Source organism: Pseudonocardia sp. HH130630-07 (assembly GCF_001698125.1).
GTDB lineage: Bacteria > Actinomycetota > Actinomycetes > Mycobacteriales > Pseudonocardiaceae > Pseudonocardia.
The window spans coordinates 4,012,060-4,037,945 of sequence record NZ_CP013854.1 but is presented as its reverse complement, the minus strand read 5'-3'; the positions used below and the strand labels follow the sequence as shown (position 1 = coordinate 4,037,945).

The following is a 25,886-nucleotide window of genomic DNA, read 5'->3' as shown; positions in this document are numbered from 1 at the left end:
GCACCGCCTCAGCGCCGGCGGCGGGTCCCGAACAGGCTCCGGGTGATCTCCCGGGTGACCGTGTTCGTGATCTGCCGCCCGGTCGGGGACTGCAGGAACTCGCCGACCCTGGACAACCAGCCCGGCCCGCCGGAGTCCTCCTGCTGCGGGGCGGGAGCATCCTGCGGGGCCGGGTCCTGCGGCGGGGCCGGAGCCTCGACCGGGGTGGCGTCGCCGCCGGGCCCGGAGGCGATCCGGCCGGTCAGCCGCTCGTAGGCGGAGTCGCGGTCGACCATCTCGCCGTACTTCTCCTGCAGCGGCGACGCCGCGGACTCCTGCCGGACGTCGTCCGCGGTCAGCGCGGCCATCAGCGAGCGCGGCGCCCGCAGCCGGGTCCACGCCACCGGGGTGGGCGCGCCCCGCTCGGACAGCACCGTCACGATCGCCTCGCCGGTGCCCAGCGAGGTCAGCGCGGACTCGAGGTCGTAGACGTCGGAACGCGGGTAGGTCTTCACCGTCCGGTTCAGGGCCTTCTGGTCCTCCGGCGTGAACGCCCGCAGCGCGTGCTGCACCCGGGCGCCGAGCTGGGACAGCACCTCGTTCGGGATGTCGGTCGGCAGCTGGGTGCAGAAGAACACCCCGACGCCCTTGGAGCGGATGAGCTTCACCGTCTGCTCGATGCGGTCCAGGAAGGCCTTCGACGCGTCGGCGAACAGCAGGTGCGCCTCGTCGAAGAAGAACACCAGCTTCGGCTTGTCCAGGTCACCGGCCTCGGGCAGCTCCTCGTACAGCTCGGCGAGCAGCCACATCAGGAACGTGGAGAACAGCGTCGGGTTCGCCGAGCGCTCGGCCAGCTCCAGGAGGGTGACGACGCCCTTGCCCTCGATCTCGCGCATCAGGTCCGCCGGGTCGAACTCGGGCTCCCCGAAGAACGTGTCCCCGCCCTGGGCCTCCAGGTTCACCAGCGCGCGCAGGATCACCCCGGCCGTCGCCGAGGACACCCCGCCGATCCCCTTGAGGTCGGCCTTGCCCTCGTCGGAGGTCAGGTGCGCGATGACGGCGCGCAGGTCCTTGGTGTCGAGCAGCGGCAGCCCGCGCTGGTCGGCCCAGTGGAAGATCAGCCCGAGGGTGGACTCCTGGGTGGCGTTCAGGCCGAGCACCTTCGCCAGCAGGATCGGCCCGAACTGGGTGATCGTCGCCCGCACCGGGACGGCGACGCCGCCGTCGCCGAGCGACAGGAACTGCACCGGGTAGGCGGTCGGGGTCCAGTCGTCGCCGGTGTCGCGCACCCGCTCGTCGAGCTTCGGGTTCGGCTCACCGGCGCGGGCCATGCCCGACAGGTCGCCCTTGACGTCGGCCAGCAGCACCGGGACGCCGGCGTCGGAGAGCTGCCCGGCCAGCGCCTGCAGCGTCCGGGTCTTGCCGGTGCCGGTGGCACCCGCGACGAGACCGTGCCGGTTCAGCGTCGCGAGCGGGATCCGGACCCGCGCCTGCGGGTCGCAGGCACCGTCGACGAGCACCGTGCCGAGTTCCAGCGCGGCGCCGTCGGTGGCGTACCCCTCGGCGATGCCGCGGGCAGCGGTCCGGTCTGCCTGATCTGCGCTCTGGTCTGCGGTGTCGGCCACGGATCGGGAGCGTAGGGCACCCGGGCCGCCGGGGCGCGCGCCGCGCGCAGGTCCGTCACATAGTCTGCAGCGATGACCGACCGGCTGGTGTGGATCGACTGTGAGATGACCGGGCTCGACCTCGGTTCCGATGCGCTCATCGAGATCGCGGCCCTGGTCACCGACGGTGATCTCAACGTGCTGGGCGAGGGCGTCGACGTCGTCATCGCCTGCGACGACGCGGCGCTCGACGCGATGCCCGACGTCGTGCGGGACATGCACGCCCGCTCCGGGCTGGCCGAGGAGGTCCGCGCCGCGACGGTGACCGTCGCCGAGGCCGAGCAGATGGTGCTGGCCTACATCCGCGCCCACGTCCCGGACGCCCGGACGGCTCCGCTGGCCGGCAACTCGATCGCGACCGACCGCGGTTTCCTCGCCCGCGACATGACCGAACTCGACGCCTACCTGCACTACCGGATGATCGACGTCAGCTCGGTGAAGGAACTCGCCCGGCGCTGGTTCCCCCGGGTGTTCTACGCGAAGCCGGAGAAGGGACTGGCGCACCGCGCGCTGTCCGACATCCGGGAGTCGATCCGCGAACTGGCGTACTACCGCAAGGCGTTGTTCGTCGCCCCGCCCGGACCGAGCACCGAACAGGCGCAGGCGGCCGCGGCCGCCGTCGCCGACGTGGCCGGGCCGGCGACGGCGCAGGTCGACGGCCCTGCGGGAGGCTGATCCGGCCCCGCGCGCAGGCCGCCGAAAGCCGGGAGCTATGCTGTTCCAGCGCTTCCGGCCACGGCCGGAGAGGTCGCATGGTGGGTGTAGCTCAGTTGGTAGAGCACCTGGTTGTGGTCCAGGGGGCCGCGGGTTCAAGTCCCGTCACTCACCCGGTCGCCAGCCTCGGCGGTCGATCCTGGTAGTTTTCCACGGGTCGATACCGCCTGGGTGAGCGACAGAAAAAAAGAATATGCGCCGTTAGCTCAATTGGCAGAGCAGCTGGCTCTTAACCAGCGGGTTCGGGGTTCGACTCCCTGACGGCGCACGCACCACACAACTACACAGGCGCCGTTAGCTCAATTGGCAGAGCAGCTGGCTCTTAACCAGCGGGTTCGGGGTTCGAGTCCCTGACGGCGCACAGACGGCGAAGGCCCACGGACGTGTCCGTGGGCCTTCGTCGTGAGGTCGGGTGGTGTCACCGGTATCGCGCCCCGATCTCGTCGATGACGGCGTGGGCCTCGCTGCCGAACACCGCGAGGCGTTCGACCTTGCCCAGCAGCTCGGCGTGCCGGTCGACGTCCTCGGATCCTCCGAGGACCGCGGTTCCCGCGAGGGTTCCGACGACGACCTCGCTCGTGCCGTCCCGGCGCCGGTACAGGTCCATGTTGTGCATCGGGAAGACGTCGACCGGCCGGCCGATCGGTACGACGCCGAGCCGCAGCCCCGGCAGCCGGGAAGCGACAGCGAGATGGGCAAGCTGCTCCCGCATCACCGCCGCGCTCCCCGCGCACCAGAGGAGCGCGCCGGGCAGCACCAGCTGGACGAACTCACGGCCGGTCTCGGTGAGGACGCGCTGGCGCCAGAGCCGGTTGGCGACCCATTCCTCCAGCCGCTCACCGACGACCTTCCCGCCCGCCTCGACGACGGCCCGCAGGTAGCTCTCCGTCTGCAGGAGACCGGGGACGATCGTCGCCCCCAGGGTCGTGATGTGGACCGACGCCCGCTCCCGCTCACCGAAACTCCGCTGACGGGTGGCCGCGTCGTCCGGGCCCTCGTTCTCGGACATGACCAACCCGACCTCCTGGATCTAGCCGGGTCGCAGACCGTCCGCGACCCGCCGGACAAGATCACGCAGTTCGTCACCGGTGACCGCACTCGCCATCCCGGCCTCGAACGCAGCGGTGAACGACGCGATGTCCGCCGGAGCGGTCAGCGTCTGCTCACCCGCCAGGCTCTCCACGATCGCAGCCCGGTCGTCGATGATCGAGAACCCGGACACCGGGATCAGCGGGTGCGGTCGCTCGAACGGCAGGACCCCCATCTCGACGGAGGCCACCCCGGACAGCGCCAGCAGCCGATCCCACTGCCCCGCCATCACCTCCCCGTCGCCGAACCGCGTGTGCAGTGCGGCCTCACCCAGCAGGACGCGAATCCGCTTGTCCCGGTCGTAGAGCAGTTCCTGACGACGGACCCGCTCGACGACCAGCCCTTCGACGTCGCGCTCACTCCCTGAGAAGAGAGCTGCGCCTCCCGGCGACGCCAGGAGTGCGCGGGCGTAGGCCGGCGTCTGCACCAGTCCGGGCAACATGGCCGGCTGGTACTCGCAGATCATCGATGCACGTTTCTCCTCGGCGGCGATGCCACGTTGGACGTCGACGATCCCTGCGGGCGTCCGCCAGGCGTCGCCCCACGCGCGATAGGACGCCCGGGCGTCGGCGAGCAGCGCTGCCAGCGCGTCCCGGTCCGCGACGTCACCGGATGTCGCGGCGACCCAGACGTCCAGATCGGCCTCGGTCGGGAGCTGGGCCCCGCGTTCGAGCTTCGACAGCTTCGGCTGTCCCCACCCGAGCCGCCGGGCCAGCGCGGAGCCCGACGGATAGTGCCGCAGACGGAGGTCGCGGAGCTCGGCTCCGAGCCGAACCCGTTCTGCCGTGATCTCTCCGACCATCAGTCGCGCAGGACCCGCGAAGCCAGGTCCGGTCGCTGCCGCACGAAATCCGACAGCGACACGGCCGAGGACAACGCCCGCGCCCGAACCGCCGTCGCGTCGTCCAGTGCCGACGACTCCCTGTTCGGCGAGACTCCGCGCCAGGTCCCGTCGGGCTCGTAGTGGGCGTCGAGCACCTGGTCGTCGAGGATCCAGAAGTCGCGCCGCGGGACTCCCGGCGGCCATCCGTCCGAACCGTCCGCGATGCGGATGTCCTCGCCGGCCCTGGCGTTCGGCGGATAGGCCCAGGCCAGTTCGAACCGCATGTAGTCGGTCAGGGGCTCCACGACCACGTGCACCCGCTGGACGGTGACGCCCGCTGCAGTCATGGACCGCAGCATGCTCTCCCATCCGTCCTGTGCCGGATCAGGGGGTGGCCTGTCGGCACCGCCCAGGAAGGCGCCGATCCACTCGTCCTCGCCGGAGCCCCGGTAGACCTGCAGTGTCTCCAGACGGAACACCAGCCGCCTGCACCCCCGGATGGCCGACTCGACGTCGGCGCCGTCGAGCAGTTCCGTCATTCCCGGCGGTGCCGCGCTACCGCAGCCGCGAGCACGGAGGGAGCTATCCGGACCCCGGTCTCGCCGGGGAGGAGATTGACCAGGGCTTCACGGGTTCTGGTCTCGACCTCCGGTCCCTGGACGACGGCCCAGCCATCGTCGTCGATGTAGACCGACGGGCACCCCGCCCGGCCCGAGTTCTCGTCCTTCGCCAGTAAGCGCAGGTTCACGGCAGCTCCTCTCGATGGGTGACGACGAGCACTGTGACACACCATCGCTAATCAGTCTAGTAATTCTCTATCTAGTCTTGTTCTATTCTCATCGTCGTGATCCACTGCTTCTCCAGTCCACGATCCGAGGAGAGGCCGTGCCCGATACCGCGCCACCGTCAGCCATCACCACGCACTGCGGCGCGGGGATCAGCTGGTGCGAGTTCTGCGGAGCGGTCGGCGTGCCGCTGTCGACCTCGCTCCGCCCCACCGACGACCACGGCGACGTCTGCCTGACCGAGTGCGCCCGGTGCGCGGCCAACCCACAGGTGTACCGCCGGCGCAGTGCCGCGTCGTTCGCCGCCGAGCACCGCGGGCACCTGACACGGGCGGACGGCACCCGCCGGACGGGGCCACCGGACCCTGCGGGCCCGTGACCCAATTCCCCCGGACATGACCGGGCGCCCGCGAACCGCCACGATGTCCTCATGGCGCGCCCCGACCACGCGGTCTTCCTCAAGCGGTCCTTCTCCCGCATGGACCAGCTCGCGACCCCGTTCCTCACCGGCAGACGGCTCTGCCGGCAGCTCGCCGGCGTCGTGCCGATGGGCACGAACGGCGTCGTCGTCGAGCTCGGTGCCGGGCCCGGCGTGCTCGCCGAGCCGATCCGCGACCGGCTCGGGCCGGACGCGCGGTACCTCGCCGTCGAGATCGACCCGGAGCTGGTCGCCCACCTGCGCCGGCACAAGCCGTGGCTGGAGGTCGTGCAGGGCGACGTCGCCGACCTGGACCGGATCCTCGACGAGGCCGGCATCGGCGCGGTCGACGCGTTCGTCTCCACCCTGCCGTGGGCGGTCTTCCCGCAGACCCTGCGCCTGAAGGTGATGGGCGTCATCGCCCGGCGGCTGACCCCGCAGGGCGTGCTCAGCATGATCATCACCTGGATGGCGCTGCCGAACCGGGTCCGGGACCTGCGCGACCTGCTCGACACGCACTTCGACGAGGTCGTGGAGACCGCGACCGAGTGGCGCAACCCGCCGCCGGCCCGCACGTTCCTGTGCCGGCGACCGCTCCCGCAGTTCAACTCTCTCGACGAGCGAGACACTCGCTCAGCGAGCTAACATCGGGGGGTGGACACCCCTGGACGCACGGTCGTCGTCGGCGGCGGACCCGGCGGCATGCTGCTGGCCTACCTGCTGGCCAGGGCCGGACTGCCGGTCACCCTGCTGGAGCGCCACCAGGACTTCGACCGGGACTTCCGCGGCGACTCGCTGCACCCGTGGACCCTGGAGCTGCTCGACCGGCTCGGGCTCGCCGCGGCCCTGCTGGACCTTCCGCACGTGCGGGCGCGCCAGTTCCGGTTCCGCACGCCGCGCGGGACCGTCACCACGTCCGACTACGGCCTGCTCGACACCCCGTACGACTACGTCGCGCTGATGCCGCAGGCCCGGTTCCTCGACTTCCTCGCCGGACGGGCGGCGGAGCTGCCGTCGTTCACGCTGCGCACCGGCGCCGCGGTGAACGGGCTGCTCGGCTCCGGCACGGCCGGGGACCCCGTCCGCGGCGTCCGGCTGCGGGACGGCACCGAGATCGCGGCCGATCTCGTCGTCGGTACCGACGGACGGTTCTCCCGGGTCCGCACGCTCGCCGGGATGACCGCGCGGTCCCAGGGCGCCACCACGGACCTGCTGTGGTGCGCGCTGCCCCACCGCGACGGCGACCCGGCGGACGCCGACGTCGACCTCTACTTCGGCGAGCGGCACTACGTCGGCCTGATCGGCGGGCCGGGCCGCTGGCAGGTCGGGCTGTCACTGCCCAAGGGCGGCTACCCGGCGCTGCGCGAGGCCGGCATCGGCCCCGTGCGCCGGGAGATCGCACAGCGGGTGCCCTGGCTGGCCGACCGGGTGGACCTGATCACCGGCTTCGACGCGACGACCCTGCTGTCGGTCGACATCTCCCGGGTGCCGGTCTGGCACCGTCCCGGCCTGCTGCTGCTCGGCGACGCCGCGCACGTCATCTCCCCGGTCGGCGGCAACGGAATCCTGATGGCCGCCCAGGACGCGCTCGCCGCGGCCGGCCACCTCGTCCCCGCACTGCGCACGGGGGCGCCCGGCGACCACGTCCTCGCCGCGGTGCAGGCCGAGCGGGAGCCGGCGATCGTCACCGTCCAGGACCAGCAGGTACGGGTGGAACGCACCGTCGCACGGGCCCGGGAGCGGGGACGGCCGATGACGCCGCCCGGGTTCCTGCAGCTGCTGACCCGGCTGCCCGCGGTCCGGCGCCGCTCCGCCCGGCGCAACGCCTACGGCCCGGTGCCGGTGCACCCCACGCCGGAGCTGGCCAGGGCGCTCGGAATGGGTCCGGCGCCCGGGACGGGGACCCGCCGGACCTGATCCCGGTACCGCGCCGGGGCGGCTCCGCCCGGTACGGGCCCCGCCCGCGCGCCCCCGTCACCGCGCTCCCGCCGGCGTATGCGACATACGAGTGCACTGCGGCTCGCCGCATTGCCTCTTGCGCCGGAAAGTACTTATCGTCCTCACCCGCAGCGGGGCGAACCGAACTCGATGTTCGGGCTCTCCATTCGACGAGCGGCCCGCCCCGATCCTTCGGAAGATGCGAGTGCTCATGGACACTGCACCGGCCGTCTATTCGCCGAACTACGAGACGTCATGGGTGTCGAACTGCGATCTCTCGTCGATAGCACGAGCCGTCGGCACGCCGACCTTCGTCTACAGCGAGGAACGGCTACGACGCAATGTCGACCGGATCACCGGAGCGGCGCGGGACGCCGGTCTGGGTGACCGGGTGAAGCTCTACGTGCCGTTGTTCCCGAACTCCAATCCGCACGTGCTGGCCCCGTTCCGCGATCTGGCTGTCGGGCTGCTCCTGCAACTGCCCAACGAACACGAACTCGCACTCCGGCACGGCTTCGACGACTTCATCGTCTCGCCGGGACACGTCGGCGACGACGAGCTGGCCTACTGGAGCCGGGCCGGCCATCCGACGTTCCTGTCGAGCCTGAACGAGGTGGAGACCGCCCTGCGTCTCGGATCACCCTCGATCAGTGCCCGGATCGACAGCCTCGGCAGCGGGAAACCGGGGATCAAGTACGGCGAGCTCGACGAACTCGCCCGGCTGCTGGAGCGGCACGGCCGACGGCTGGAGTGTTTCGAGGTCTACACCGGCAGCGGCAACACCCGCGACGAGATGATCAATATCATCGAGACGCTGTTCGGCATCATGCAGGCGAACTTCCCGCGCGTGGACTCCGTCAACTTCGCCGGTGGACACGGATTCGTGTACGAGGCGTGGGAGGACGAGGACAAGCACTTCGACTGGAACGAGTACTTCCGGGCGCTGCGCCGGATCTCCGACCGGTACCGGGTTCCCGAGCACGTCCGGTTCCTGTTCGAGCCGGCCCGCGACGTCCTCGCCGACATCGGTGCACTGCTCCTCAAGATCGAGCGCCCGGTCCTGTCGAGCCCCGTGTCCGACATCGTCGTCACCGACGGCTCCCGCATGCTGATGCCGTCGGCGCAGTTGCGCGAGCGACGCCACAACGTCATGTTCCTGGACGCGGGGTTCCGCCCGCTCCGGTGCGACGCGCACGACCTGCTGGACCGCAGGCCCGCCAGCATCCGGGGACGGACGATCCTGCGCAACGACTACGTGCTGCCCGGCGAGTACCCCGTGCCGGACGGGGTGGACGGGACCTGTCACCTCGCGATCCTCGATGTCGGGGCGTACTGCGCCACCCAGCACATGGAGTTCCTCAACGTGCCCCCCGCGCCCGAGGTCCTCGTCGGGCGGGACGGAGTGATCCGGCAGGTCTCGGCGGCGGGCGACCCGATGGACAAGTGGCGCAACCTGCTACCCGAACCGCGGCCGCTGTGAGCCCCGGCCGGACCGGGTCCCGGTCGCGATGACCCACGACACGGACACCGAGGCGCTGGCGGCCCTGGACCGGAGGTACGCGCGGGTGCTCGCCGCGATCGACGCCGCCTGTGCACGAGCCGGCCGGTCGCCCGACGAGGTCACCCTGGTCGCGGCGTCGAAGACGGTCGCCCCGGAGGTCCTCGGTCATCTCGTCGCCCGAGGACACCGGGTGTTCGGCGAGAACCGGGTGCAGGAGGCGGCCGCCAAGTGGCCCCGGGTCCGTCCCGCCCTGCCGCGTGAGCTCAGGCTCATCGGCCCGCTGCAGACGAACAAGGTGCGCGACGCCGTTCGGTCCTTCGACGTGATCGAGTCCGTGGACCGCGAGAAGCTGGTCGCGGCGCTCGGCCGGGAACAGGACGCTCAGGGGCGAGCGGTACGGATGCTCGTCCAGGTCAACATCGGGGGTGAACAGCAGAAGAGCGGGTGCCCGGTCGAGCGGGCCGACGCCCTGATCGAGCGTGCCCGCGGGCACTACGGTCTCGCGGTCGACGGGATCATGGGCATCCCGCCGCACGGCACCGACCCCCGTCCCCACTTCCGGTCGCTGGCCGCGATCGCCCGGCGGAACGGCCTCGGCGTCGTCTCCATGGGGATGAGCGGCGACTTCGACGTGGCCATCGCCGAGGGCGCCACGCACGTCCGGGTCGGGTCGGCGGTCTTCGGGCCGCGCGTGCCGCCGTCGGACCGGCCGGCCGCAACGGGCGCGCACCGATGAGACCACCCGAACTGGACTGCCTGTTCGAGCCCCTGGACATCGGGCCGGTCCGGACCAGGAACCGCTTCTACCAGGTTCCGCACTGCAACGGCATGGGCCGCGCGTTCCCCAGCGCGATGGCCGGCATGCGCGAGGTGAAGGCGGAGGGCGGGTGGGGCGTCGTGTCGACCGAGCAGTGCGACATCCACCATTCGAGTGCCCATCGCAGGGAGCTGCGCCTGTGGGACCGGCAGGACGTCCCCTACCTGGCCAACGCCGTCACCGGGATCCACCGCCACGGCGCTCTCGCGGCGATCGAGCTGGCGCACAACGGATTCCACGTCGCGAACCTGGAGAGCAGGGTGGTGCCGCTGGCGCCGACCGGCCGGCCGACCCGCGGGGTGTTCCCGGTGCACGCCCGGACGATGACCCGCCGCGACATCGTCGACCTGCGCCGGTGGTACCGACGTGCCGCGGAGAACGCCGTGACGGCCGGCTTCGACATCGTCTACGTCTACGCCGGCCACGACATGACCACGCCCGGCTTCTTCCTCTCCCGGGAACACAACCGCCGCACCGACGAGTACGGCGGCTCGCTGCAGAACCGGGTCCGCCTGCTCCGCGAGATCATCGAGGAGACCAAGGACGTCGCCGGGGACCGGGCCGCGGTGGCCCTGCGGTTCGGGGTGGACGCGCTCCCGGCCCCCGAGGGGCCCGACCGCGAGGAGCCACGCGCGGTGGTCGAGATGCTCGCCGAGCTGCCCGACCTGTGGGACGTCAATCTGCAGTCGTTCGCCGAGGACGGCCAGACCTCACGCTTCGGCCCGTCGGGGGCCCAGGAGGACGCCGTCCGGTTCGTCAAGAGCGTCACGTCGAAGCCGGTGGTGGGGGTCGGGCGCTTCACCTCGCCGGACATGATGGCCCGGATGATCCGGCACGGCGTGCTCGACCTCGTCGGAGCAGCCCGCCCCTCCATCGCCGATCCGTTCCTGCCGGCGAAGACGGAGGCGGGCCGTCTCGACGAGATCCGCGAGTGCATCGGCTGCAACATCTGTGTCGCCGGGGACAAGGCCGGGGTCCCCATGCGGTGCACCCAGAACCCGACGATGGGCGAGGAGTGGCGCCGTGGCTGGCATCCCGAGTTCGTCCCGTCCCGCAGCACCGGCGACTCGTTCCTCGTCGTCGGTGCCGGGCCCGCCGGGCTGGAGGCCGCACGCACCCTCGGGCAGCGGGGTTACGACGTCCTGCTCGTCGATGCGGACACGGAGCTGGGCGGGCGCAGCCGGCGGGAGTGCCGCCTGCCCGGTCTCGGCGAGTGGGCCCGGGTGCACGAGTGGCGCCTGGGCCGGATCCGGGCGATGCGCAACGTCGTCCCGGCACCCGCGAACCGGATCACGGCCGACGACGCACTCGCGGCCGACGTCACGTCGATCGTGCTGGCCACCGGCGCGCGATGGCGGGCCGACGGGATCGGGCGGTACCGCTCGACCCCGATCACCGGGCCGGCCGACCCGGCCGCCGGGCCACGGATCTGCACACCCGACGACCTCATGGACGGCGACGTACCGGACGGCGACGTCCTGCTGTTCGACGACGACCACTACTACATGGGCAGTGAGCCTTTTTCAACCTGACCAGCGAGCTTCTGCGTCAGGAGATCGCGAAGGTTGCAGCGCAACTGCTCTGACCACAGCTGCACAGGTCACCGGCTCGCCAGCTCGGCGTCTGCACCCACACAACCAGGCCCCTGAGCTGCCGGAACGGCAGGTTGAAAAAGGCTCAGTGTGCTGGTCGAGGTGCTCCGGCGCCGGGGAGCGCGGGTCCGGTTCGTGACGCCGGAACCGGTCTCGGCGGGCTACACCCGGCTGACCGGCGAGCACTCCCGGATCCACCGGCGGCTGCTGGAGACCTGCACGGCCGTACACCTCTCCACCGTGCTCACCGGGACCGACGGGCAGGGCGCCGTCCTCTCGTGCGTCTACACCGGACGCACCTGGCACGTTCCGGCCGACGCCGTGCTCCTGGTGACCGGCGCGGTCCCGGACGACGACCTGGCCCACGAGCTCGAGCGGCGTACCGCTGGCGGCGGCCCGGCGGTGCACCGCATCGGTGACTGTCTCGCCTACGGCACCATCGCCGCGGCCGTGCACAGCGGTCACCTGTTCGGACGTGAGCTGTCCGTCGACCTGCCGGACCGGACCCCGTACGCGCGGGACGCGACGTCGTTCGAACCCACCGGACCGGTTCTCCGGGGAGCCCCCTCCCCTCCGTCCTCGACCCTGCGGAGGGCCGGCACGTGAACATGATCGAGCGGGTGCACGCCTACAAGCACGAGGAGATCGCCGAGCTGCAGCGTAGGGAGCCCGAGTCCGCGTTGCGTGCCGCGATCGACTCGGCGGACGCGCCTCGCGGGTTCCGGGCGCGGCTGGAGCACGACAGCCACGGGTCCGGGCTCGCGCTGGTCGCCGAGATCAAGAAGTCGAGCCCGTCGGCCGGGCGCATCCGGGACGTGTTCGATCCGGCGCAGATCGCCCGGGACTTCCGGGCGCGAGGAGCGTCGTGCCTGTCGGTGCTGACCGATCGGCGCAGTTTCGAGGGGGACATCGACCACGTCCGCGCGGTCCGGCGCGCCGTCGATCTCCCCGTGCTGGCCAAGGACTTCTACCTCGACGAGCACCAGGTCCTCCGGGCACGGGCCGGTGGCGCCGACTGCGTCATCGTGATCCTGGCCCTGGTCGACGACGAGACCGCGCACCGGATCGAACGGACCGCCCTGGGGCTCGGCATGGACGTGCTCGTCGAGGTGCACGACGCCGCCGAGCTGGCCAGGGCCCTGAGGATGCGGAGCCGTCTGCTCGGGATCAACAATCGGAACCTCACCACGTTGCGGACATCGCTGCGGACGGCCGAGGAACTCGCCACCGGGATACCCGCCGGGTACACCCTGCTGGGCGAGAGCGGGCTCGCACGGCGCGCGGATCTCGACCGCCTCGCCGAGGTGGGCGTCCGATCCTTCCTCGTCGGCGAGAGTCTGCTGCGCAGCACGGACATACGTCTCGCGACCGAGCGTCTACTGACACCCGGTCCTGTCACGTCCGGTGATCCGGTGCACGAATAGGCATCCGATCGGGATACCCGGACCTGATGCACGAACACCGTCCGCGCATGACGTCCGGCGCCATCCCGGAATCGGACGAACAGCACACCGAGCCGTACGACGAGTCGGGTGTGATCTCCATCCGGACGATCTGGCTACACTGCGCGTACTGACCCCTACTCCGAGGACGGGCGATGTCCGTAGCATTCTGGATCACATCGATCGTCGTGGTCGCCACACCCGGCACCGGTGTCGTTTACACGATCATGGCCGGGCTGACCCGGGGTTTCCGGGCGAGTACCGTCGCCGCCGTCGGCTGCACGCTCGGAATCGTTCCGCACATGGCACTCGCCATCAGTGGAGTGGCGGCGCTGCTGCACACGAGTCCGTGGGCGTACACCGTTCTCAAGTGGGCGGGTGTGGCCTATCTGGTGTTCATGGCATGGGCCACGCTGCGCGAATCGGGCGCGGTCGGACTCGACCCCGGCCAGGGCGAGGAGGTCCGGAGTCCGCTGCGGGTCGTCATCGGCGGGATACTCGCCAATCTGCTGAATCCCAAGCTGACGGTCTTCTTCCTCGCCTTCCTGCCCCAGTTCGTGAATCCGGCCGAGCCCGCCGTCACCTGGCACATGATCGAACTGAGCCTGGTGTTCATGCTGCTGACCCTGATCGTCTTCGTCGTCTACGGGCGATTCGCCGCGGCCATGCGCGATCAGGTCATCAGCCGTCCGCGGGTGATGACCTGGATCCGGCGGACCTTCGCGGGCACCTTCCTCGGCCTCGGTGCCACCCTCGCCCTGACCAGCAACGCCTGACGCCGGCCGGGCGACCGGATCGTCGGAGACGGAGACTCCCGTGCAGTTCACCCACGACGGCACCATCTGGGACCGGTTCCCCGAGCTGGCCGCGGCCGTGCTCGCGATCGACGGCGTCGACGGGATGACCGGCGACCCGTCCGTGTCCGCCGCCCTCGTCGAGACCGGTCTCGGCCGGCTCGCGGGCGGCGCTCCGAGCGAGCTGCCGGAGATCTCCGCATGGCGCCGGGCGTTCCAGCGCATGGGTCTGAAGCCCACGCAGTACCGCTGCGCGTCCGAGGCCCTGCTGCGGCGGGTGTCCAAGGAGCGCGCGCTGCCGCACATCCACCCGCTGGTGGATCTCTGCAACGCGGTGTCGGTGGCGCGCGCCGTCCCGGTCGCCGCGTTCGACCTCGACCAGGTCCAGGGCGACCTGGGGGTCCGGCCGGCGCACGGCACCGAGCGGTACGAGACGTTCGGCGGTGAGGTGGAGACCCCGCCGGCGGGCGAGGTCGTCTTCGTCGACGACGGCGGGCGGGCACACGCGCGACGGTGGACCAACCGGCAGGCCGCCACGTCCGCGGTGCGGCCGGCCACCCGGCGGGCGCTGATCGTGATCGAGGCCCTGCACGCCACGGCGGCGCAGGACGTCCTGGCGGCGGCCCGCGACATCGAGGGCGCGGTAGGGCCCGGGGTGCGGATCCTGCTCCCGCCGCAGCCGCTGACCCGCGGCGAGCCGGTCGCGGCCGTCCCCTCCCCCTGACCGCGGGCCACCCGCCCGGTCCCGGCGTCCGGGCGAGCTGACGTACCGTCCGCGCCGTGACCGCAGCGAACACCCCGCCCGTCCTGACCGCCGCCGTACCGCTGGCGTACGTGGACCGGGAGGGCACGGTCGAGTCGGTGCACCTGGGCACGGTCGCCGTGCTCGACGCCGACGGCCGGATCACCGGCCGCGGCGACCCCGGCGTCCGGTTCCTGCCCCGCTCGGCGCTCAAGCCGGTGCAGGCCGTCGCGCTGCTGCGGGCGGGCCTCGACCTGGACGGCGAGCTGCTGGCGCTGGCCTGCGCGTCGCACTCCGGGGAGGCCGGGCACGTCGAGGGCGTCCGGCGCATCCTGGGCGGGGCCGGACTCACCGAGGACGACCTGGACAACACCCCGGACCTGCCGCTGTCCGCCGACGCCGCGGCCGGTGCCGTGCCCGCGCCGATCCTGCAGAACTGCTCGGGCAAGCACGCCGCGATGCTGGCCGCGTGCGTCGCCGCCGGCTGGCCGACGACCGGCTACCGGGACCCGGAGCACCCGTTGCAGCGCCTGGTCCGCGACACCGTCGCCGACCTCACCGGGGTCGCCCCGGCGATCACCACGGTGGACGGCTGCGGCGCGCCGCTGTTCGACTCCACCCCGGCCGGGCTGGCGACGGCGTTCGCCCGGATCGCCGTCGCCGATCCCGCGACGCCGGAGGGCCGGGTCGGCGCGGCGGTGCGGGCGCACCCGTGGTGGGTCGGCGGGACCGGGCGCCCGGTCACCGGGATCGCCGAGGCGGTTCCCGGACTGATCGCGAAGGACGGCGCCGAGGGCGTGCTCGCCGCGGCGCTGCCGGACGGCCGGGCCCTCGCGGTCACCGTGCTGGACGGCTCGCCGCGACCGCTGCCGGTGATCGCGGCCGACGTCCTGACCGGATGGGGCGCCGGCTCCGCGGAGCTCGACGCCGCGGGCCGGGCCGACGTGCTGGGCCACGGCCGGCCGGTCGGCGCGGTGCGGCTCGCGCCCCGCTGAACCGGGAACCGGATCACCGGTCCCCGCCGCCGGGCACCCGGGACGCGGCGGCGGCGCGGGCGTACCGGGCGGCCGCGGCGTCCAGGTGCTCCACCAGCTCCGGGGGCTCCAGGACCCGGAAGTCGACGCCGAAGAACCCGATCCACACCGCCAGCGTCTCCAGGCTGTGCGCCCCGGTTGCGAGCTCGCAGCGGCCGTCGCCCAGGTCGGTGACGGTGCCCGAGGCCGGGGTCACCCACTCCGCGACCTGCTCGGCCGACGCCTGCAGGACGATCCGGGCCCGGTAGGGGTAGGCGCCGGAGGAGATCCCGCGCTGGGCGTGTGCCGCGACCCCGCCCTCGGGCGGGTCCCGCGGCGCGAACCGCGGCCCGGCCGGCAGCTTCAGCCGCATCCGGTCCACCCGGAAGGTCCGCCAGTCGTCCCGGGCGGTGTCCCAGGCGACCAGGTACCAGCGGCGCCCGGTGTGCACGATCCCCTCCGGCTCGACGACCCGGCGGGTCTCGGTGCCGTCGTTCCCGGTGTAGTCGAACCGGACCCGCTCGTGGTCGCGGCAGGCGGCGGCGAGTGCGGAGAGGTCGTCGGCGTCGACGGTCGGTCCGCGGCCGACGAGCGTCGCGGTCGCCGTGCCGAGCGCGGCCACCCGGCGGCGCAGCCGGTGCGGGAGCACCTGTTCCAGCTTGGCCAGTGCGTGCACCGAGGTCTCCTCGATGCCGGTGACCGTCCCGCCGGCCGCGGTCCGCAGGCCGACCGCGACGGCGACGGCCTCGTCGTCGTCGAGCAGCAGCGGCGGCAGGGCGGCGCCGGCACCGAGCCGGTAGCCGCCGGTCGTCCCGGGTGTGGAGTGCACCGGGTAGCCGAGGCCACGGAGCTTGTCGACGTCGCGGCGCACGGTGCGGACGTCCACCTCGAGGCGTTCGGCCAGCGCCGGGCCGGTCCAGTCGCGCGGCACCTGCAGCAGCCCGAGCAGGCGCAGCAGCCGCGCCGATGTCCCCATCACGGGGCCCAGTGTGCCCGCTGATGCGGACAGCTCCGGTCCGCGACGGCGCGGGCGCCGGATCGTCGGGGTGGGGCGCTACGGTCGCGACCGTGGAGACGAACGAGCGGGTCGGCCGGTACGTCCGGATGGTGGCCGTCGAGGGACAGGGTCCGGAACTGGCGAAGGCCCTGCTCCGGGTCGCGGACGGGATGGCGGCGCAGCCCGGGTGTCTCGCCTACGTCGTGAACGTGGCGCCGGACGAGCCGGACGCCGTCTGGGTGACCGAGATGTGGTCGGACGCCGCGTCGTCGGAGGCGGCGCTGGGCCGGGACCTGGGCGAGGTCGGCCTGGGCGCCGTGCTGGAGCTGCTCGCCTCCCCGCCGGACTACATCGAGGTCACGCCGATCGGTGGCCCCGGCTTCGCCTGAGCCGCCCGTGGGCGCGCCGGTCCCGGCGCGCCCACGGAGTCCTGCTCAGTTCTGCTCGCTGCGTTCCTTCCGGGCCTTCAACGAGCCCGGCTTCGCGGTGACCGACGGGTCGCCCTTGGTCTTGATCAGGCTGGCGACGGTGACGATCGCGAGGATGCCGAGGATCACGACCAGGCTGAGCATGGTCGGGATCTCCGGGACGGCCGGCGAGATGTCGACGTGGGCCCAGTGCAGGACCAGCTTGATCCCGATGAACCCGAGGATGATCGCGAGCCCGGTTGACAGGTAGACCAGCCGGTCGAGCAGGCCCTTGACCAGGAAGAACAGCGCCCGGAGCCCGAGCAGCGCGAACGCGTTGGCCGCGAACACGATGTAGGCCTCCTGGGTCACGCCGAACACCGCGGGGATCGAGTCGAGCGCGAAGAGCAGGTCGATCCCGCCGATCGCGACGAGCACGATGAACATCGGCGTGGCGACCCGGCGGCCGTTCTCCCGGCTGAAGAGCTTGCCGCCGTCGTACTCCTCGGTGACCGGGAAGAGCTTGCGAGCGCCCTTCACGACCATGTTGTCCTCGACGTCGGGTTCCTCGTCCTTGTGCCGGTAGAGCTGGACCGCCGTCCAGAGCAGCAGCAGGCCGAACAGCAGGAACATGAACGAGAACAGGTTCAGCAGCGTCGCCCCGACCGCGATGAAGATCGCGCGCATGATGAGGGCGAGCACGATCCCGAACGTCAGCACCTTGTGCTGGTGCTCCTCCGGGACCGCGAACGTCGTCATGATGATGACGAAGACGAACAGGTTGTCGACCGAGAGGCTCTTCTCGACGATGTAGCCGGTGAAGTACTGGGTGCCGAAGTCCCAGCCGTGCACCATCGCGAAGACCACGCCGAACGCGATCGCGACGAGGACGTAGAACACCGACCAGGCCGTCGCCTCGCCGAACCCGACCTTGTGCGGCTTGAGCCACGCCAGGATGAGGTCGAGCGCCAGCAGCGCGACGACCACCCCGATCATGATGGCCCATTCGAGCCCGCTGATCTCGAGCACCGGGCCTCCCTCCCGTTCGCGAGCACCCGCTCCGGCCCGGCCGGGCCGGTCACGCCCGCACCATATCGGGCACGCGGGACGTTCCGCCTTCCCTACACACCCCCGGGACCCGCGACGCCCCGTCCGGTCGCACCGATGCGCCCGGACGGGTGCCGCGGGAGGGCGCGGCCGGTGGGACTCAGCGGGCCGGACGCGCCGCGAACACGCCGTCGGACGGGAAGGCCCCGTTCGCGAGCGCCGTCCGGGCGAAGGCGCCGCCGATCTCCCCGAGCCGGGTCGCGCCGTCGGCGCCGAGGGCGCCCCACGGTGCGGCGCCGAGGCGGTGGGTGTGGTCCTCGATCCGCTTGCGCAGCGCGGCGCCGGCCTCGGTGAGGACCGGTACCACCGTCTCGTCGGACGGTGCCGCGTGTTCCAGCAGGCCCCGCTCCCCCAGCCGGGCCACGCCGTCGTTCCACTCCTGCACCGTCCAGCCCCGGCTGGCCCGGGCGAACTCCGGGGTGAAGCCGGTCCCGGTCGCGGTCGCGGTGAGCAGGGCCTCCAGGCCGGACAGACCGGCCGCGACGAGCAGCGCGATGTGCCCGTCCCCGCGGTGCTCGCGCAGGATCGACAGGGCGTGCCAGAACACGACGTGCGGGGCGGTCGGCCACTCGACGTCCAGGTGTCCCGCGGCCAGCGGGCGGCCGTCCGGCGAGACGGCCGCGGCGGCGGTGCGCGCGAGCGTGGCCGCCTCCGCCATCTCCGGCGAGTCGACGGCGTCGCCCAGCAGCCGGCGCAGGGACGCGTCGGCGACCTCGAACCGGGCGGCGACGAGATCGGCCGGCGAGGCGAGCGTCCAGGCCCGCGGCAGCGAGCGGGCGACGAGGGAGGGGGCGAAGTTGTAGAACGCCGCGGTCACGACGGACGGTCCGACGGCGCCCATCGGTGCGGCGCGCGGCGCGACGTAGGTCATCCGGCCCTCGTCGAGCCCGGCCGCGGTGTAGCGGGGATCGCCCTCGGGGGCGAAGTAGATCTGGGCGTGCAGGGGTTCGAGCCCGCGGGCGAGCCGCCCGGCGGCCACGGCCTGCTCGGGGACGGCCGGCTCGGCTGTGTCGGTGGTCATGTCCGGACGTTAACCGCCGGCGACCCGGCCGGCAGGGTCGCCGGCGGGGTTCGTCACAGACTTCCCGGCAGGACGAGCAGGGCCCAGGCGAGCAGCGGCCCGACGGCCACGACGACCCCGGCGTAGACCATCATCTGCCGGTAGAAGGCGTCCCGGTCGACGTCGGCGGGTGCGTTTGCCAGGATCAGCGCCCCGTTGGTCGAGAACGGGCTGACGTCGACGACGGTCGCGGCGACCGCGAGCGCGGCGACCATCGCGACCGCCGGGACCGCGCCCTGCTGCAGGAACGGGACCGCCAGCGGGATCGCGACGCCGAGGATCGCGACCGACAACGCGAACGCCGAGAGCACGCCGCCCAGGTAGCACAGCAGCAGCGCCGCGAGCAGCGGAGCGCCGATCGCCGTGATGCCCGACGACACGAAGTCGATCGTCCCGGCCGCGGTGAGCACGCCGACGTAGGTGATGACACCGCAGATCAGCAGCACCGTGGACCAGGATACCTTCCCGACGACGTCCGGGCGGCCCGGGTTGATCAGGCGCAGCACGATCGCGACCGCCAGCGCGACGACGCCGACGTCCCAGCCGAAGGCCGCGGCCCCGACCGCCATCAGCACGATCCCGGCGAGCGTCACCCCGCGTTCGATCCGGACCCGGGTGTCCACCGCGACGGCGGTCCCCGTGGCCGCTGCCCCGCTCGCGGCCGCACCACTCCCGCCGGCACCGCCCTCGTCCGCGCCGGGTGCCGACTCCGCCGGATCCACCCAGCGCCCGATCAGGGAGCGCCCGCCGAGCAGCAGGTAGATCACGACCGCGATGACGACGTTGACCACCAGCGGGGTCACGAACAGCACGACCGGATCGCTGGGGAGCCCGACCCGTTCCATCGTGGAGTTGACGAACGCGCCGTAGACCGTGATCGGGGAGAACGCGCCACCGAGCGCGCCGTGCACCACCATCATGCCCATGAGCAGCAGGTTCACCCCGTAGCGACGGGCGAACGGCAGGGCCAGCGGCGCCACGATCGCCACGGCGAACAGCGCACCGAGCGCGGACAGGCCGAACGAGATCGCGAAGAACACGAACGGGGCGAACGCCAGGCCCCCGCCCACCAGCCGCATCGCGCCGTGCACCAGCAGGTCGACCGTGCCGTTCGCGGTGGCCAGTGCGAACAGGTACGTCAGCCCGACCAGCAGCAGGAACAGGTCGCCGGGGAAACCGCCGGCGATCTCGTCACCGTCGGGGACACCGAGGATCACCTCCTCGATGCTCAGCCCGAGCATCCCCGACCCGACCGCGACGGCCGCGACCAGACCGAGCGCCCCCATGTTCACCGGCATCGTCGTGGCGATCACGAACATGACCATCAGCACGACGATCGAGACGATCTCGGGCCCCATCGGCGCGGCTCCTCCTCCTCGGCCGGCCCGGACGGCACTGACCGGGCGACGGTCCGTCATGCTGGCAAGAACTCACATCGTGAGCAAGTGCCCACGCCGCATCCGGGCCGTTGACAGGATCGCGCACGGCGGTCGAGAGTGCTCCGGCTGAACCACGGCTGCAGTGCGGCGAACGGAGGAACGGTGAGCCCGTCCGGGTCGAGGAGTGACCGGCCGTCGCCGGCGATGTCCCCCCGTCGGATCGCGACGGCCAGCTTCATCGGCACGGCCATCGAGTTCTACGACTTCTACATCTACGGGACCGCGGCCGCGCTGGTGTTCGGGACGCTGTTCTTCCCCGACCTCGACCGGCTCGCGGGGACGCTGGCCGCGCTCGCGACGTTCGGCGCCGGGTTCGTCGCCCGGCCGGTCGGCGCCGTCGCGTTCGGCCACTTCGGTGACCGGATCGGCCGCAAGGCGACGCTGGTCGTCTCGCTGCTGACGATGGGGGTGGGCACCGTCGCGATCGGCGTGCTCCCGACCTACGACACGATCGGGATCGCGGCGCCGCTCCTGCTCGTCCTGTGCCGGTTCCTGCAGGGCTTCGGCCTCGGCGGCGAGTGGGGCGGCGCGGTGCTGATGGCGACCGAGCACGCCCCGCCCGGCCGGCGCGGCCTGTACTCCAGCTTCCCGCAGCTCGGGCCGGCCGTCGGGTTCGTCGTGGCGAGCGGCGCGTTCCTGCTGTTGTCCGCCGCGCTGACCGACGAGCAGTTCGCCTCGTGGGGCTGGCGGGTGCCGTTCCTGGCCAGCGCGGTCCTGGTCGTCGTCGGGCTCTACATCCGGGTCCGGATCGCCGAGACGCCGGTCTTCGAGAAGGCCATGCGCGAGCAGGAGCAGACCCGCGCACCGATCGTCGACGTCGTGCGCCGGCAGCCCCGATCGCTCCTGCTCGCGACCGGCGGAATGATCATCACGTACGCGATCTTCTACTCGGTGACGACGTTCAGCCTGGCCTACGGCACCGCGGACCTGGGCCTGTCCCGGACGATGCTGCTGGTCGCCGCGATGGTCGCGGCCACCGTGATGGGTGTGGCGACCCCGGTGCTGGCGGTGCTGTCGGACCGCGTGGGACGCCGCCGGGTCTGCCTCTGGTCCTGCGCGCTGGCGGTGGTGTGGGCGTTCCCGCTGTTCGCACTGCTCGGCACCGGGGACGGGCTGCTGATCACCCTCGGCTTCTCGGTCGCGATGATCGCCTTCGCCGGCGTCTTCGCCCCGATGGGGGCCTTCCTGCCCGAGCTGTTCGCGACCCGCTACCGCTACACGGGCGCGTCGATCGGCTACAACGCGGCGAGCATCGTCGGCGGCGGGATCGCCCCGCTGGTGGCGACCGGCCTGACCGCGGCCGCCGGTGCGTCCTGGCCGGTGTCGTTGCTGGTGGCGTTCCTGGCGATCCTCTCGGGCCTGAGCATCTGGGCGTTGCCGGAGACCCGCAGCACCGACCTGTCCGACGCGACCGCCTTCACCCGCTGACCCGCCCACGGTCCCGGGTGCCGGATCCGGTCGGATCGACGCGCCCGGCCGGACCGGCCTGCTATCCCGGCTGTATGACCTCGCATCCAGCGGACAACGACCGTCCCGACCCGTCGAATCGCTTACCGGGTCAGCGATTCGACGACCACCACCACTCGGCTCCGCGCGCGGCGGCCACCGGAGACCCCCGGCTCGGGAACGGAGCCCATCGTCCCGCGTCGAATCGCTTACCTGGTCAGCGGAATCGCTTACCGGGTGAGCGACATGCCGGATCACCTTCCGTCACGTGCGCCGCCGAACGGGAGAACGCCCTGCGGGACGCGTCGGAGGAACTGCGGCGGATCCTCCCGCGGCGCGACGTCCTCGCGCTGTACCGCCTGCGTACGCTCGCCGAACGGCATCTGCTGACGCTCAACGAGGTCGTCGTCCTCATCGAGCTGCTCGTCCGGCGGCACCCGCTCGACGGCGCGGCGCTGGCCGAGACCGTCGGCCTCGGGACCGGGGGCATCACCCGGTTGCTGGCCCGGCTGGAGGAACGCGATCTGGTGGTGCGCGATCCCGACCCGGAGGACGGGCGCCGGCTGCTGGCGAGCGTGTCGGACGAGGGCCGGGAACTTCTCTCCGACGACCTGCTCGGCACCGACGCCACCGAGCTGTTCGCCGTGGTCGCGACCGAGCGGATCGGGTGGGTGACCTCGTTCCTGGGGCGGCTCACCGATCTCGAGATCCGCCGGTCCCGGATGGAACAGGACCGGAGGGCACGACGGCGGCAGGGACGGAGACGGCAGCGGGCGTACCGGGACCGGCCGGCGCACCGGAGCGGATGGCCGCACCGCAACGGTTAGGCGCAGGGGCAGGTTCGCTCAGCGGGCCCAGCCGGTGCTGCGCTGCACCGCGCGGCGCCAGTTGTCGTGCTCGCGGCGTCGCACTCCCGGGTCCATCGCCGGCTCCCAGGCCGCGGCGCGGTGCCAGTTCCGGCGCAGCACCTCCTGGTCGGGCCAGTACCCGACGGCGAGCCCCGCCGCGTACGCCGCACCCAGCGAGACCGCCTCGGAGCCGAGCGGGCGTTCGACGGTCAGGTCGAGCACGTCGGCGATGGTCTGCATGAGCAGGTGGTTGGCCGTCATGCCGCCGTCGGCGCGCAGGCTCGTGGCCGGGACGCCCGAGTCGGCGTTCATCGCGTCCAGCACGTCCCGGGTCTGCCAGGCCGTCGCCTCCAGCACCGCCCGGGCCAGGTGGCCGCGGTGGATGTAGGAGGTCAGGCCGACGATCACGCCGCGCGCGTCCGGGTACCAGTGCGGGGCGTACAGCCCGGAGAAGGCCGGCACGACGTAGCAGCCGCCGTTGTCCGGGACCGTGCGCGCGAGCGTCTCGATCCGGGCCGCGGTCGCGATCATCCCGAGCGCGTCGCGGAACCACTGGACCAGCGAGCCGGTCATCGCGATCGACCCCTCGATCGCGTAGACCGGCTCGTCGCCGATGAGGTAGCCGACCGTCGGGATCAGGCCGGTCTCCGAGCCGGGGATCCGGGACCCGGTGTTCTTCAGCAGGAACGCCCCGGTGCCGTAGGTGCACTTGGCCTCGCCGGGCGCGAAGCAGGTCTGGCCCACCAGCGCCGCCTGCTGGTCCCCCAGCGCCCCGGCCACCGGGACGCCGGGCAGCAGCCCGGTGCAGGTGCCGTAGACCTGCGCGTTCGGCACGATCCGGGGCAGCATCGCCGGCGGCACCCGCAGCGCGCTGCACAGGCGCGGGGACCACTCCAGGGTGCGCAGGTCCATCAGCATCGTGCGGCTGGCGTTCGTCACGTCCGTGACGTGCACGCCACCCGCCGGGCCCCCGGTGAGCTGCCAGATCAGCCAGGTCTCCATCGTCCCGAACAGCACGTCGCCCCGCTCGGCGCCCTCCCGCGCGCCCGCCACGCGATCGAGCAGCCACTGCAGCCGCGGGCCCGCGAAGTACGTCGCCGGGACCAGCCCGGAGACCCGGGCGTACATCCCGGCGTCCGGGGCGAGCCCGGCGACGATGCCGTCGGTCCGGGTGTCCTGCCAGGTGATGGCCCTGGCCAGCGGGACGCCGGTGTGCCGGTTCCAGACCACCGTCGTCTCGCGCTGGTTCGCGATGCCCAGCGCCGCGACGTTCTCCGGCCCGAGCCCGGCCCGGCGCAGTGCCGAGGGCACCACCCGGGTCACCGCGCGCCAGATCTCCGCGGCGTCGTGCTCGGCGCGCCCCGGGCTCGGGAAGTGCTGACGGTGCTCGCGCTGGGCGACCGCGACCATCCGCCCGGACCGGGTGAACAGCAGGCACCGGGTCGACGTCGTCCCCTGGTCGATCGCGGCGACCACCCGTTCCGACGCCGGCACGCTGCTCATGCGAGCCCCTCCAGTCCGGCGGCGATCTCGGCGGCCGCCGCGGTCAGCTCGGTCAGCGGGTCCGGCCGGGCCCGGCCGTCCGCGGTGAACAGGCGCTCGGCCGGTGCCCCGATCCCCAGGGCCGCGACGGTCAGGCCACCGCCGCTGCGGACCGGGACCGCCAGCCCACCGGCGTCCGGCTCCCACCCGCCCCGGTCGGCGGCCCAGCCCCGGCGCCGGGCCCCGGTCAGCTCGCGGGCCAGCTCCGCCGGGTCGCACACGGTGCGCCGGGTGTAGCGCTCCAGCGGCTCCGGGGCCCGCACCGACGCCGGCGCGAACGCCAGCAGGTACAGGCCCCAGGCCGTCGCGTGCAACGGCTGCACGGTGTTGGTGCGCAGCGTCTGCGGGGTGTTGTCCGGCCGGAACACGTGGTGCACCAGGTCGACCCCGGCACCGTCGACGGCCGGGACCCCGAGGTAGACCGCGCAGCCGGTGCCGGCGGCCAGCGCGTCCGCCCAGTTCATCGCCCTGGCCCGCAGGTCGTGCCGGTCCCATGGCGCACCCAGCCGGTCCAGTCCCTCGCCGAGCAGGTAGCGCCCGGACCGCGGGTCCTGCGCGACCAGGCCCTCCTCGCGCAGCGTCCGGAGGATGCCGTGCGCGGTCGGGCGGGGCAGGTCCAGTGCCGCCGCCAGCTCGGCGAGCGCGAGCGGGCGCCCGGCGCTCCCGAGCAGCCGCAGCAGGGCGGCCGCCCGCTCCACGGACTGGATCTGCCGGGCCACGGTCCCGCATCCTAGGCGCTCCGAACCCGATCATGACCCGATCGACCCGCAACGTTCGACATCGTCGAACGCCTCGCGTTGCCGCCGCCCGCGCCTGCTCCTAGCGTCTGCGCGCACGGCGGGGCCGCCCGGTCCCGCCACCGGCACTCCATGAGGAGGGGTTCGATGACGAGCTCCGAGAAGACCGAGGCGGCGCCCACGGCGAGGGCACCGTCCCTGCTCGGTGAGCTGAGCGCCGAGTTCGCCGGGACGATGATCCTCATCCTCTTCGGCGTCGGCGTCGTCGCGCAGGTCACCACCACACCCGACGGCGGCAACGGCCAGTACGACTCGGTCGCCTGGTCCTGGGGCATCGGCGTCATGCTCGGTGTCTACGTGGCCGGCCGGATCTCCGGCGCCCACCTCAACCCGGCCGTCACCCTCGCGTTCGCGCTCTACGACGGCTTCCCGTGGCGCAAGGTCGCGCCGTTCGTGCTGGCCCAGACCCTCGGCGCCTTCGTGGCGGCGCTCATCGTGCGGGTCACCTACGCCGACTTCATCCGCTCGGTGGACCCGAACCTGACCGACACCCAGGGCATCTTCTCGACCCTGCCCGGTGACCCGGTCTCGATCCCCACCGCGTTCCTCGACCAGGTCGTCGGCACCGCGATCCTGGTGTTCGTGATCTTCGCGCTGGTGCACCCGCGCAACAAGGGCCCGCTGTCGAACATGGCGCCGTTCATGATCGGCATCCTGGTGGTGGGCATCGGCATGGCCTGGGGCGCGAACGCCGGCTACGCCATCAACCCGGCGCGCGACTTCGGGCCGCGGCTGGCGTCCTGGATCTCCGGCTACGACACCGCGTGGGTCACCCCGGACGGCACCCCCTACTGGTGGCTGCCGATCGTCGCGCCGCTGGTGGGCGCCGTCGTCGGCGGTGGGCTGTTCAAGCTGCTGATCGACCGCTACATCCCGGCCGAGGAGGCCCCGCAGGAGGTCGGACGGGTCTGACCCGCTCCGACCAGCCCGAT

General features: G+C 72.5%; 27 protein-coding genes and 3 tRNA genes. 19 read left to right on the top strand and 11 right to left on the bottom strand.

Going from position 1 to position 25,886, the window contains the following annotated elements:
- Positions 1 to 8 precede the first annotated feature (8 nt).
- On the bottom strand, positions 9 to 1,604 hold the full coding sequence (locus AFB00_RS19180) for a helicase HerA-like domain-containing protein (protein WP_068798379.1): 1,596 nt from the start codon (positions 1,602 to 1,604) through the stop codon (positions 9 to 11).
- Between the two features lie 72 nt (positions 1,605 to 1,676).
- Here AFB00_RS19180 and orn point away from each other — a divergent pair, with 72 nt between their 5' ends.
- The 4 genes from orn (at position 1,677) to AFB00_RS19160 (ending at position 2,718) form a co-directional block, all read left to right on the top strand.
- The gene (orn, locus tag AFB00_RS19175) at positions 1,677 to 2,318 is read left to right on the top strand and encodes an oligoribonuclease (RefSeq protein ID WP_068798378.1); all 642 of its coding nucleotides are present in this window, start codon (positions 1,677 to 1,679) and stop codon (positions 2,316 to 2,318) included.
- Between the two features lie 80 nt (positions 2,319 to 2,398).
- Positions 2,399 to 2,471: transfer RNA gene (locus tag AFB00_RS19170), tRNA-His, on the top strand.
- Positions 2,472 to 2,552: 81 nt separating this feature from the next.
- Positions 2,553 to 2,625, top strand: a tRNA-Lys gene (locus AFB00_RS19165).
- A 20-nt stretch (positions 2,626 to 2,645) separates the two neighbouring features.
- Positions 2,646 to 2,718, top strand: a tRNA-Lys gene (locus AFB00_RS19160).
- A gap of 57 nt (positions 2,719 to 2,775) precedes the next feature.
- Here AFB00_RS19160 and AFB00_RS19155 read toward each other — a convergent pair.
- The 4 genes from AFB00_RS19155 to AFB00_RS19140 are packed head-to-tail and all read right to left on the bottom strand — an operon-like array spanning position 2,776 to position 5,017.
- On the bottom strand, positions 2,776 to 3,366 hold the full coding sequence (locus AFB00_RS19155) for a DUF5753 domain-containing protein (RefSeq protein ID WP_068798377.1): 591 nt from the start codon (positions 3,364 to 3,366) through the stop codon (positions 2,776 to 2,778).
- A gap of 21 nt (positions 3,367 to 3,387) precedes the next feature.
- Positions 3,388 to 4,248 carry a helix-turn-helix domain-containing protein gene (locus AFB00_RS19150; RefSeq protein WP_068798376.1) on the bottom strand — a complete coding sequence of 287 codons (861 nt, stop codon included), beginning with the start codon at positions 4,246 to 4,248 and terminating at the stop codon, positions 3,388 to 3,390.
- Complete coding sequence (locus AFB00_RS34150; RefSeq protein ID WP_068798375.1) at positions 4,248 to 4,808, bottom strand: DUF6879 family protein; 561 nt, start codon at positions 4,806 to 4,808, stop codon at positions 4,248 to 4,250. Before AFB00_RS34150 ends, AFB00_RS19150 begins: the two co-directional genes overlap by 1 nt.
- Complete coding sequence (locus AFB00_RS19140) at positions 4,805 to 5,017, bottom strand: hypothetical protein (RefSeq protein ID WP_068798374.1); 213 nt, start codon at positions 5,015 to 5,017, stop codon at positions 4,805 to 4,807. Before AFB00_RS19140 ends, AFB00_RS34150 begins: the two co-directional genes overlap by 4 nt.
- Before the next feature lie 137 nt (positions 5,018 to 5,154).
- On the opposite strand from AFB00_RS19140, the gene AFB00_RS19135 reads away from it, so the two are divergent.
- The 11 genes from AFB00_RS19135 (at position 5,155) to AFB00_RS19085 (ending at position 15,293) form a co-directional block, all read left to right on the top strand.
- Positions 5,155 to 5,433 carry a hypothetical protein gene (locus AFB00_RS19135; RefSeq protein ID WP_068798373.1) on the top strand — a complete coding sequence of 93 codons (279 nt, stop codon included), beginning with the start codon at positions 5,155 to 5,157 and terminating at the stop codon, positions 5,431 to 5,433.
- 51 nt (positions 5,434 to 5,484) lie between these two features.
- Positions 5,485 to 6,117, top strand: a complete 633-nt coding sequence (locus tag AFB00_RS19130; protein WP_083275656.1) for a class I SAM-dependent methyltransferase — start codon at positions 5,485 to 5,487, stop codon at positions 6,115 to 6,117.
- Positions 6,118 to 6,126: 9 nt separating this feature from the next.
- Positions 6,127 to 7,389 (top strand): FAD-dependent oxidoreductase, encoded by a 1,263-nt coding sequence (locus AFB00_RS19125; protein WP_083275655.1) that lies wholly within the window; start codon positions 6,127 to 6,129, stop codon positions 7,387 to 7,389.
- 232 nt (positions 7,390 to 7,621) lie between these two features.
- A complete protein-coding gene (locus tag AFB00_RS19120) occupies positions 7,622 to 8,890 on the top strand; it encodes a hypothetical protein (RefSeq protein ID WP_197519589.1) in 1,269 nt (422 codons plus the stop codon).
- A gap of 28 nt (positions 8,891 to 8,918) precedes the next feature.
- Positions 8,919 to 9,647 (top strand): YggS family pyridoxal phosphate-dependent enzyme, encoded by a 729-nt coding sequence (locus AFB00_RS19115; RefSeq protein ID WP_068798371.1) that lies wholly within the window; start codon positions 8,919 to 8,921, stop codon positions 9,645 to 9,647.
- Complete coding sequence (locus AFB00_RS19110; RefSeq protein ID WP_068798370.1) at positions 9,644 to 11,260, top strand: oxidoreductase; 1,617 nt, start codon at positions 9,644 to 9,646, stop codon at positions 11,258 to 11,260. Before AFB00_RS19115 ends, AFB00_RS19110 begins: the two co-directional genes overlap by 4 nt.
- 195 nt (positions 11,261 to 11,455) lie before the next feature.
- A complete protein-coding gene (locus tag AFB00_RS19105) occupies positions 11,456 to 11,926 on the top strand; it encodes a hypothetical protein (RefSeq protein ID WP_156819635.1) in 471 nt (156 codons plus the stop codon).
- Positions 11,927 to 11,928: 2 nt separating this feature from the next.
- On the top strand, positions 11,929 to 12,744 hold the full coding sequence (locus AFB00_RS19100; RefSeq protein WP_068798368.1) for an indole-3-glycerol phosphate synthase TrpC: 816 nt from the start codon (positions 11,929 to 11,931) through the stop codon (positions 12,742 to 12,744).
- Positions 12,745 to 12,917: 173 nt separating this feature from the next.
- Positions 12,918 to 13,538, top strand: coding sequence for a LysE family translocator (locus AFB00_RS19095; RefSeq protein ID WP_068798367.1), 621 nt, complete (start codon positions 12,918 to 12,920; stop codon positions 13,536 to 13,538).
- A 40-nt stretch (positions 13,539 to 13,578) separates the two neighbouring features.
- Positions 13,579 to 14,280: a B3/B4 domain-containing protein gene (locus AFB00_RS19090; protein ID WP_068798366.1), complete on the top strand. Its 702-nt coding sequence runs from the start codon at positions 13,579 to 13,581 to the stop codon at positions 14,278 to 14,280.
- Positions 14,281 to 14,336: 56 nt separating this feature from the next.
- Positions 14,337 to 15,293 carry an asparaginase gene (locus tag AFB00_RS19085; RefSeq protein ID WP_068798365.1) on the top strand — a complete coding sequence of 319 codons (957 nt, stop codon included), beginning with the start codon at positions 14,337 to 14,339 and terminating at the stop codon, positions 15,291 to 15,293.
- Between the two features lie 13 nt (positions 15,294 to 15,306).
- Here the strand turns inward: AFB00_RS19085 and AFB00_RS19080 are convergent, their stop codons facing one another.
- Entirely contained in the window at positions 15,307 to 16,290 is a 984-nt protein-coding gene (locus AFB00_RS19080) for a helix-turn-helix transcriptional regulator (protein WP_068798364.1), read from the bottom strand.
- Positions 16,291 to 16,379: 89 nt separating this feature from the next.
- Between AFB00_RS19080 and AFB00_RS19075 the strand changes: the two genes are divergently transcribed.
- Entirely contained in the window at positions 16,380 to 16,697 is a 318-nt protein-coding gene (locus AFB00_RS19075) for a putative quinol monooxygenase (protein ID WP_068798363.1), read from the top strand.
- 45 nt (positions 16,698 to 16,742) lie between these two features.
- On the opposite strand, the gene AFB00_RS19070 is transcribed toward AFB00_RS19075, so the two are convergent.
- From AFB00_RS19070 to AFB00_RS19060, 3 genes are all read right to left on the bottom strand, one after another.
- The gene (locus AFB00_RS19070) at positions 16,743 to 17,744 is read right to left on the bottom strand and encodes a TerC/Alx family metal homeostasis membrane protein (protein ID WP_068798362.1); all 1,002 of its coding nucleotides are present in this window, start codon (positions 17,742 to 17,744) and stop codon (positions 16,743 to 16,745) included.
- Between the two features lie 178 nt (positions 17,745 to 17,922).
- Positions 17,923 to 18,843, bottom strand: coding sequence for an SCO6745 family protein (locus AFB00_RS19065; protein WP_068798361.1), 921 nt, complete (start codon positions 18,841 to 18,843; stop codon positions 17,923 to 17,925).
- A 53-nt stretch (positions 18,844 to 18,896) separates the two neighbouring features.
- Positions 18,897 to 20,240 carry an SLC13 family permease gene (locus AFB00_RS19060; protein WP_068798360.1) on the bottom strand — a complete coding sequence of 448 codons (1,344 nt, stop codon included), beginning with the start codon at positions 20,238 to 20,240 and terminating at the stop codon, positions 18,897 to 18,899.
- Between the two features lie 225 nt (positions 20,241 to 20,465).
- On the opposite strand from AFB00_RS19060, the gene AFB00_RS19055 reads away from it, so the two are divergent.
- Both AFB00_RS19055 and AFB00_RS19050 read left to right on the top strand, forming a co-directional pair.
- Complete coding sequence (locus AFB00_RS19055; RefSeq protein WP_068798359.1) at positions 20,466 to 21,749, top strand: MFS transporter; 1,284 nt, start codon at positions 20,466 to 20,468, stop codon at positions 21,747 to 21,749.
- Between the two features lie 74 nt (positions 21,750 to 21,823).
- The gene (locus tag AFB00_RS19050; protein ID WP_068798358.1) at positions 21,824 to 22,594 is read left to right on the top strand and encodes a MarR family winged helix-turn-helix transcriptional regulator; all 771 of its coding nucleotides are present in this window, start codon (positions 21,824 to 21,826) and stop codon (positions 22,592 to 22,594) included.
- 18 nt (positions 22,595 to 22,612) lie between these two features.
- Here AFB00_RS19050 and glpK read toward each other — a convergent pair whose 3' ends face one another.
- Both glpK and AFB00_RS19040 read right to left on the bottom strand, forming a co-directional pair.
- Positions 22,613 to 24,118 (bottom strand): glycerol kinase GlpK, encoded by a 1,506-nt coding sequence (glpK, locus tag AFB00_RS19045; RefSeq protein ID WP_068798357.1) that lies wholly within the window; start codon positions 24,116 to 24,118, stop codon positions 22,613 to 22,615.
- The gene (locus AFB00_RS19040; RefSeq protein ID WP_068798356.1) at positions 24,115 to 24,876 is read right to left on the bottom strand and encodes an IclR family transcriptional regulator; all 762 of its coding nucleotides are present in this window, start codon (positions 24,874 to 24,876) and stop codon (positions 24,115 to 24,117) included. The genes glpK and AFB00_RS19040 overlap by 4 nt, the downstream gene beginning before the upstream one ends.
- 165 nt (positions 24,877 to 25,041) lie before the next feature.
- Here AFB00_RS19040 and AFB00_RS19035 point away from each other — a divergent pair, with 165 nt between their 5' ends.
- Positions 25,042 to 25,866, top strand: coding sequence for an MIP/aquaporin family protein (locus AFB00_RS19035; protein WP_068798355.1), 825 nt, complete (start codon positions 25,042 to 25,044; stop codon positions 25,864 to 25,866).
- Positions 25,867 to 25,886 lie beyond the last annotated feature (20 nt).

Bases quoted from the DNA above. Each gene is read 5' to 3' on its own strand.
- orn (WP_068798378.1), top strand. From the start codon at position 1,677: ATGACCGACCGGCTGGTGTGGATCGACTGTGAGATGACCGGGCTCGAC.
- AFB00_RS19155 (WP_068798377.1), bottom strand. From the start codon at position 3,366: ATGTCCGAGAACGAGGGCCCGGACGACGCGGCCACCCGTCAGCGGAGT.
- AFB00_RS19150 (WP_068798376.1), bottom strand. From the start codon at position 4,248: ATGGTCGGAGAGATCACGGCAGAACGGGTTCGGCTCGGAGCCGAGCTC.
- AFB00_RS34150 (WP_068798375.1), bottom strand. From the start codon at position 4,808: ATGACGGAACTGCTCGACGGCGCCGACGTCGAGTCGGCCATCCGGGGG.
- AFB00_RS19130 (WP_083275656.1), top strand. From the start codon at position 5,485: ATGGCGCGCCCCGACCACGCGGTCTTCCTCAAGCGGTCCTTCTCCCGC.
- AFB00_RS19120 (WP_197519589.1), top strand. From the start codon at position 7,622: ATGGACACTGCACCGGCCGTCTATTCGCCGAACTACGAGACGTCATGG.
- AFB00_RS19115 (WP_068798371.1), top strand. From the start codon at position 8,919: ATGACCCACGACACGGACACCGAGGCGCTGGCGGCCCTGGACCGGAGG.
- AFB00_RS19110 (WP_068798370.1), top strand. From the start codon at position 9,644: ATGAGACCACCCGAACTGGACTGCCTGTTCGAGCCCCTGGACATCGGG.
- AFB00_RS19100 (WP_068798368.1), top strand. From the start codon at position 11,929: ATGATCGAGCGGGTGCACGCCTACAAGCACGAGGAGATCGCCGAGCTG.
- AFB00_RS19095 (WP_068798367.1), top strand. From the start codon at position 12,918: ATGTCCGTAGCATTCTGGATCACATCGATCGTCGTGGTCGCCACACCC.
- AFB00_RS19065 (WP_068798361.1), bottom strand. From the start codon at position 18,843: ATGACCACCGACACAGCCGAGCCGGCCGTCCCCGAGCAGGCCGTGGCC.
- AFB00_RS19060 (WP_068798360.1), bottom strand. From the start codon at position 20,240: ATGGGGCCCGAGATCGTCTCGATCGTCGTGCTGATGGTCATGTTCGTG.
- AFB00_RS19055 (WP_068798359.1), top strand. From the start codon at position 20,466: ATGTCCCCCCGTCGGATCGCGACGGCCAGCTTCATCGGCACGGCCATC.
- AFB00_RS19050 (WP_068798358.1), top strand. From the start codon at position 21,824: ATGACCTCGCATCCAGCGGACAACGACCGTCCCGACCCGTCGAATCGC.
- glpK (WP_068798357.1), bottom strand. From the start codon at position 24,118: ATGAGCAGCGTGCCGGCGTCGGAACGGGTGGTCGCCGCGATCGACCAG.
- AFB00_RS19035 (WP_068798355.1), top strand. From the start codon at position 25,042: ATGACGAGCTCCGAGAAGACCGAGGCGGCGCCCACGGCGAGGGCACCG.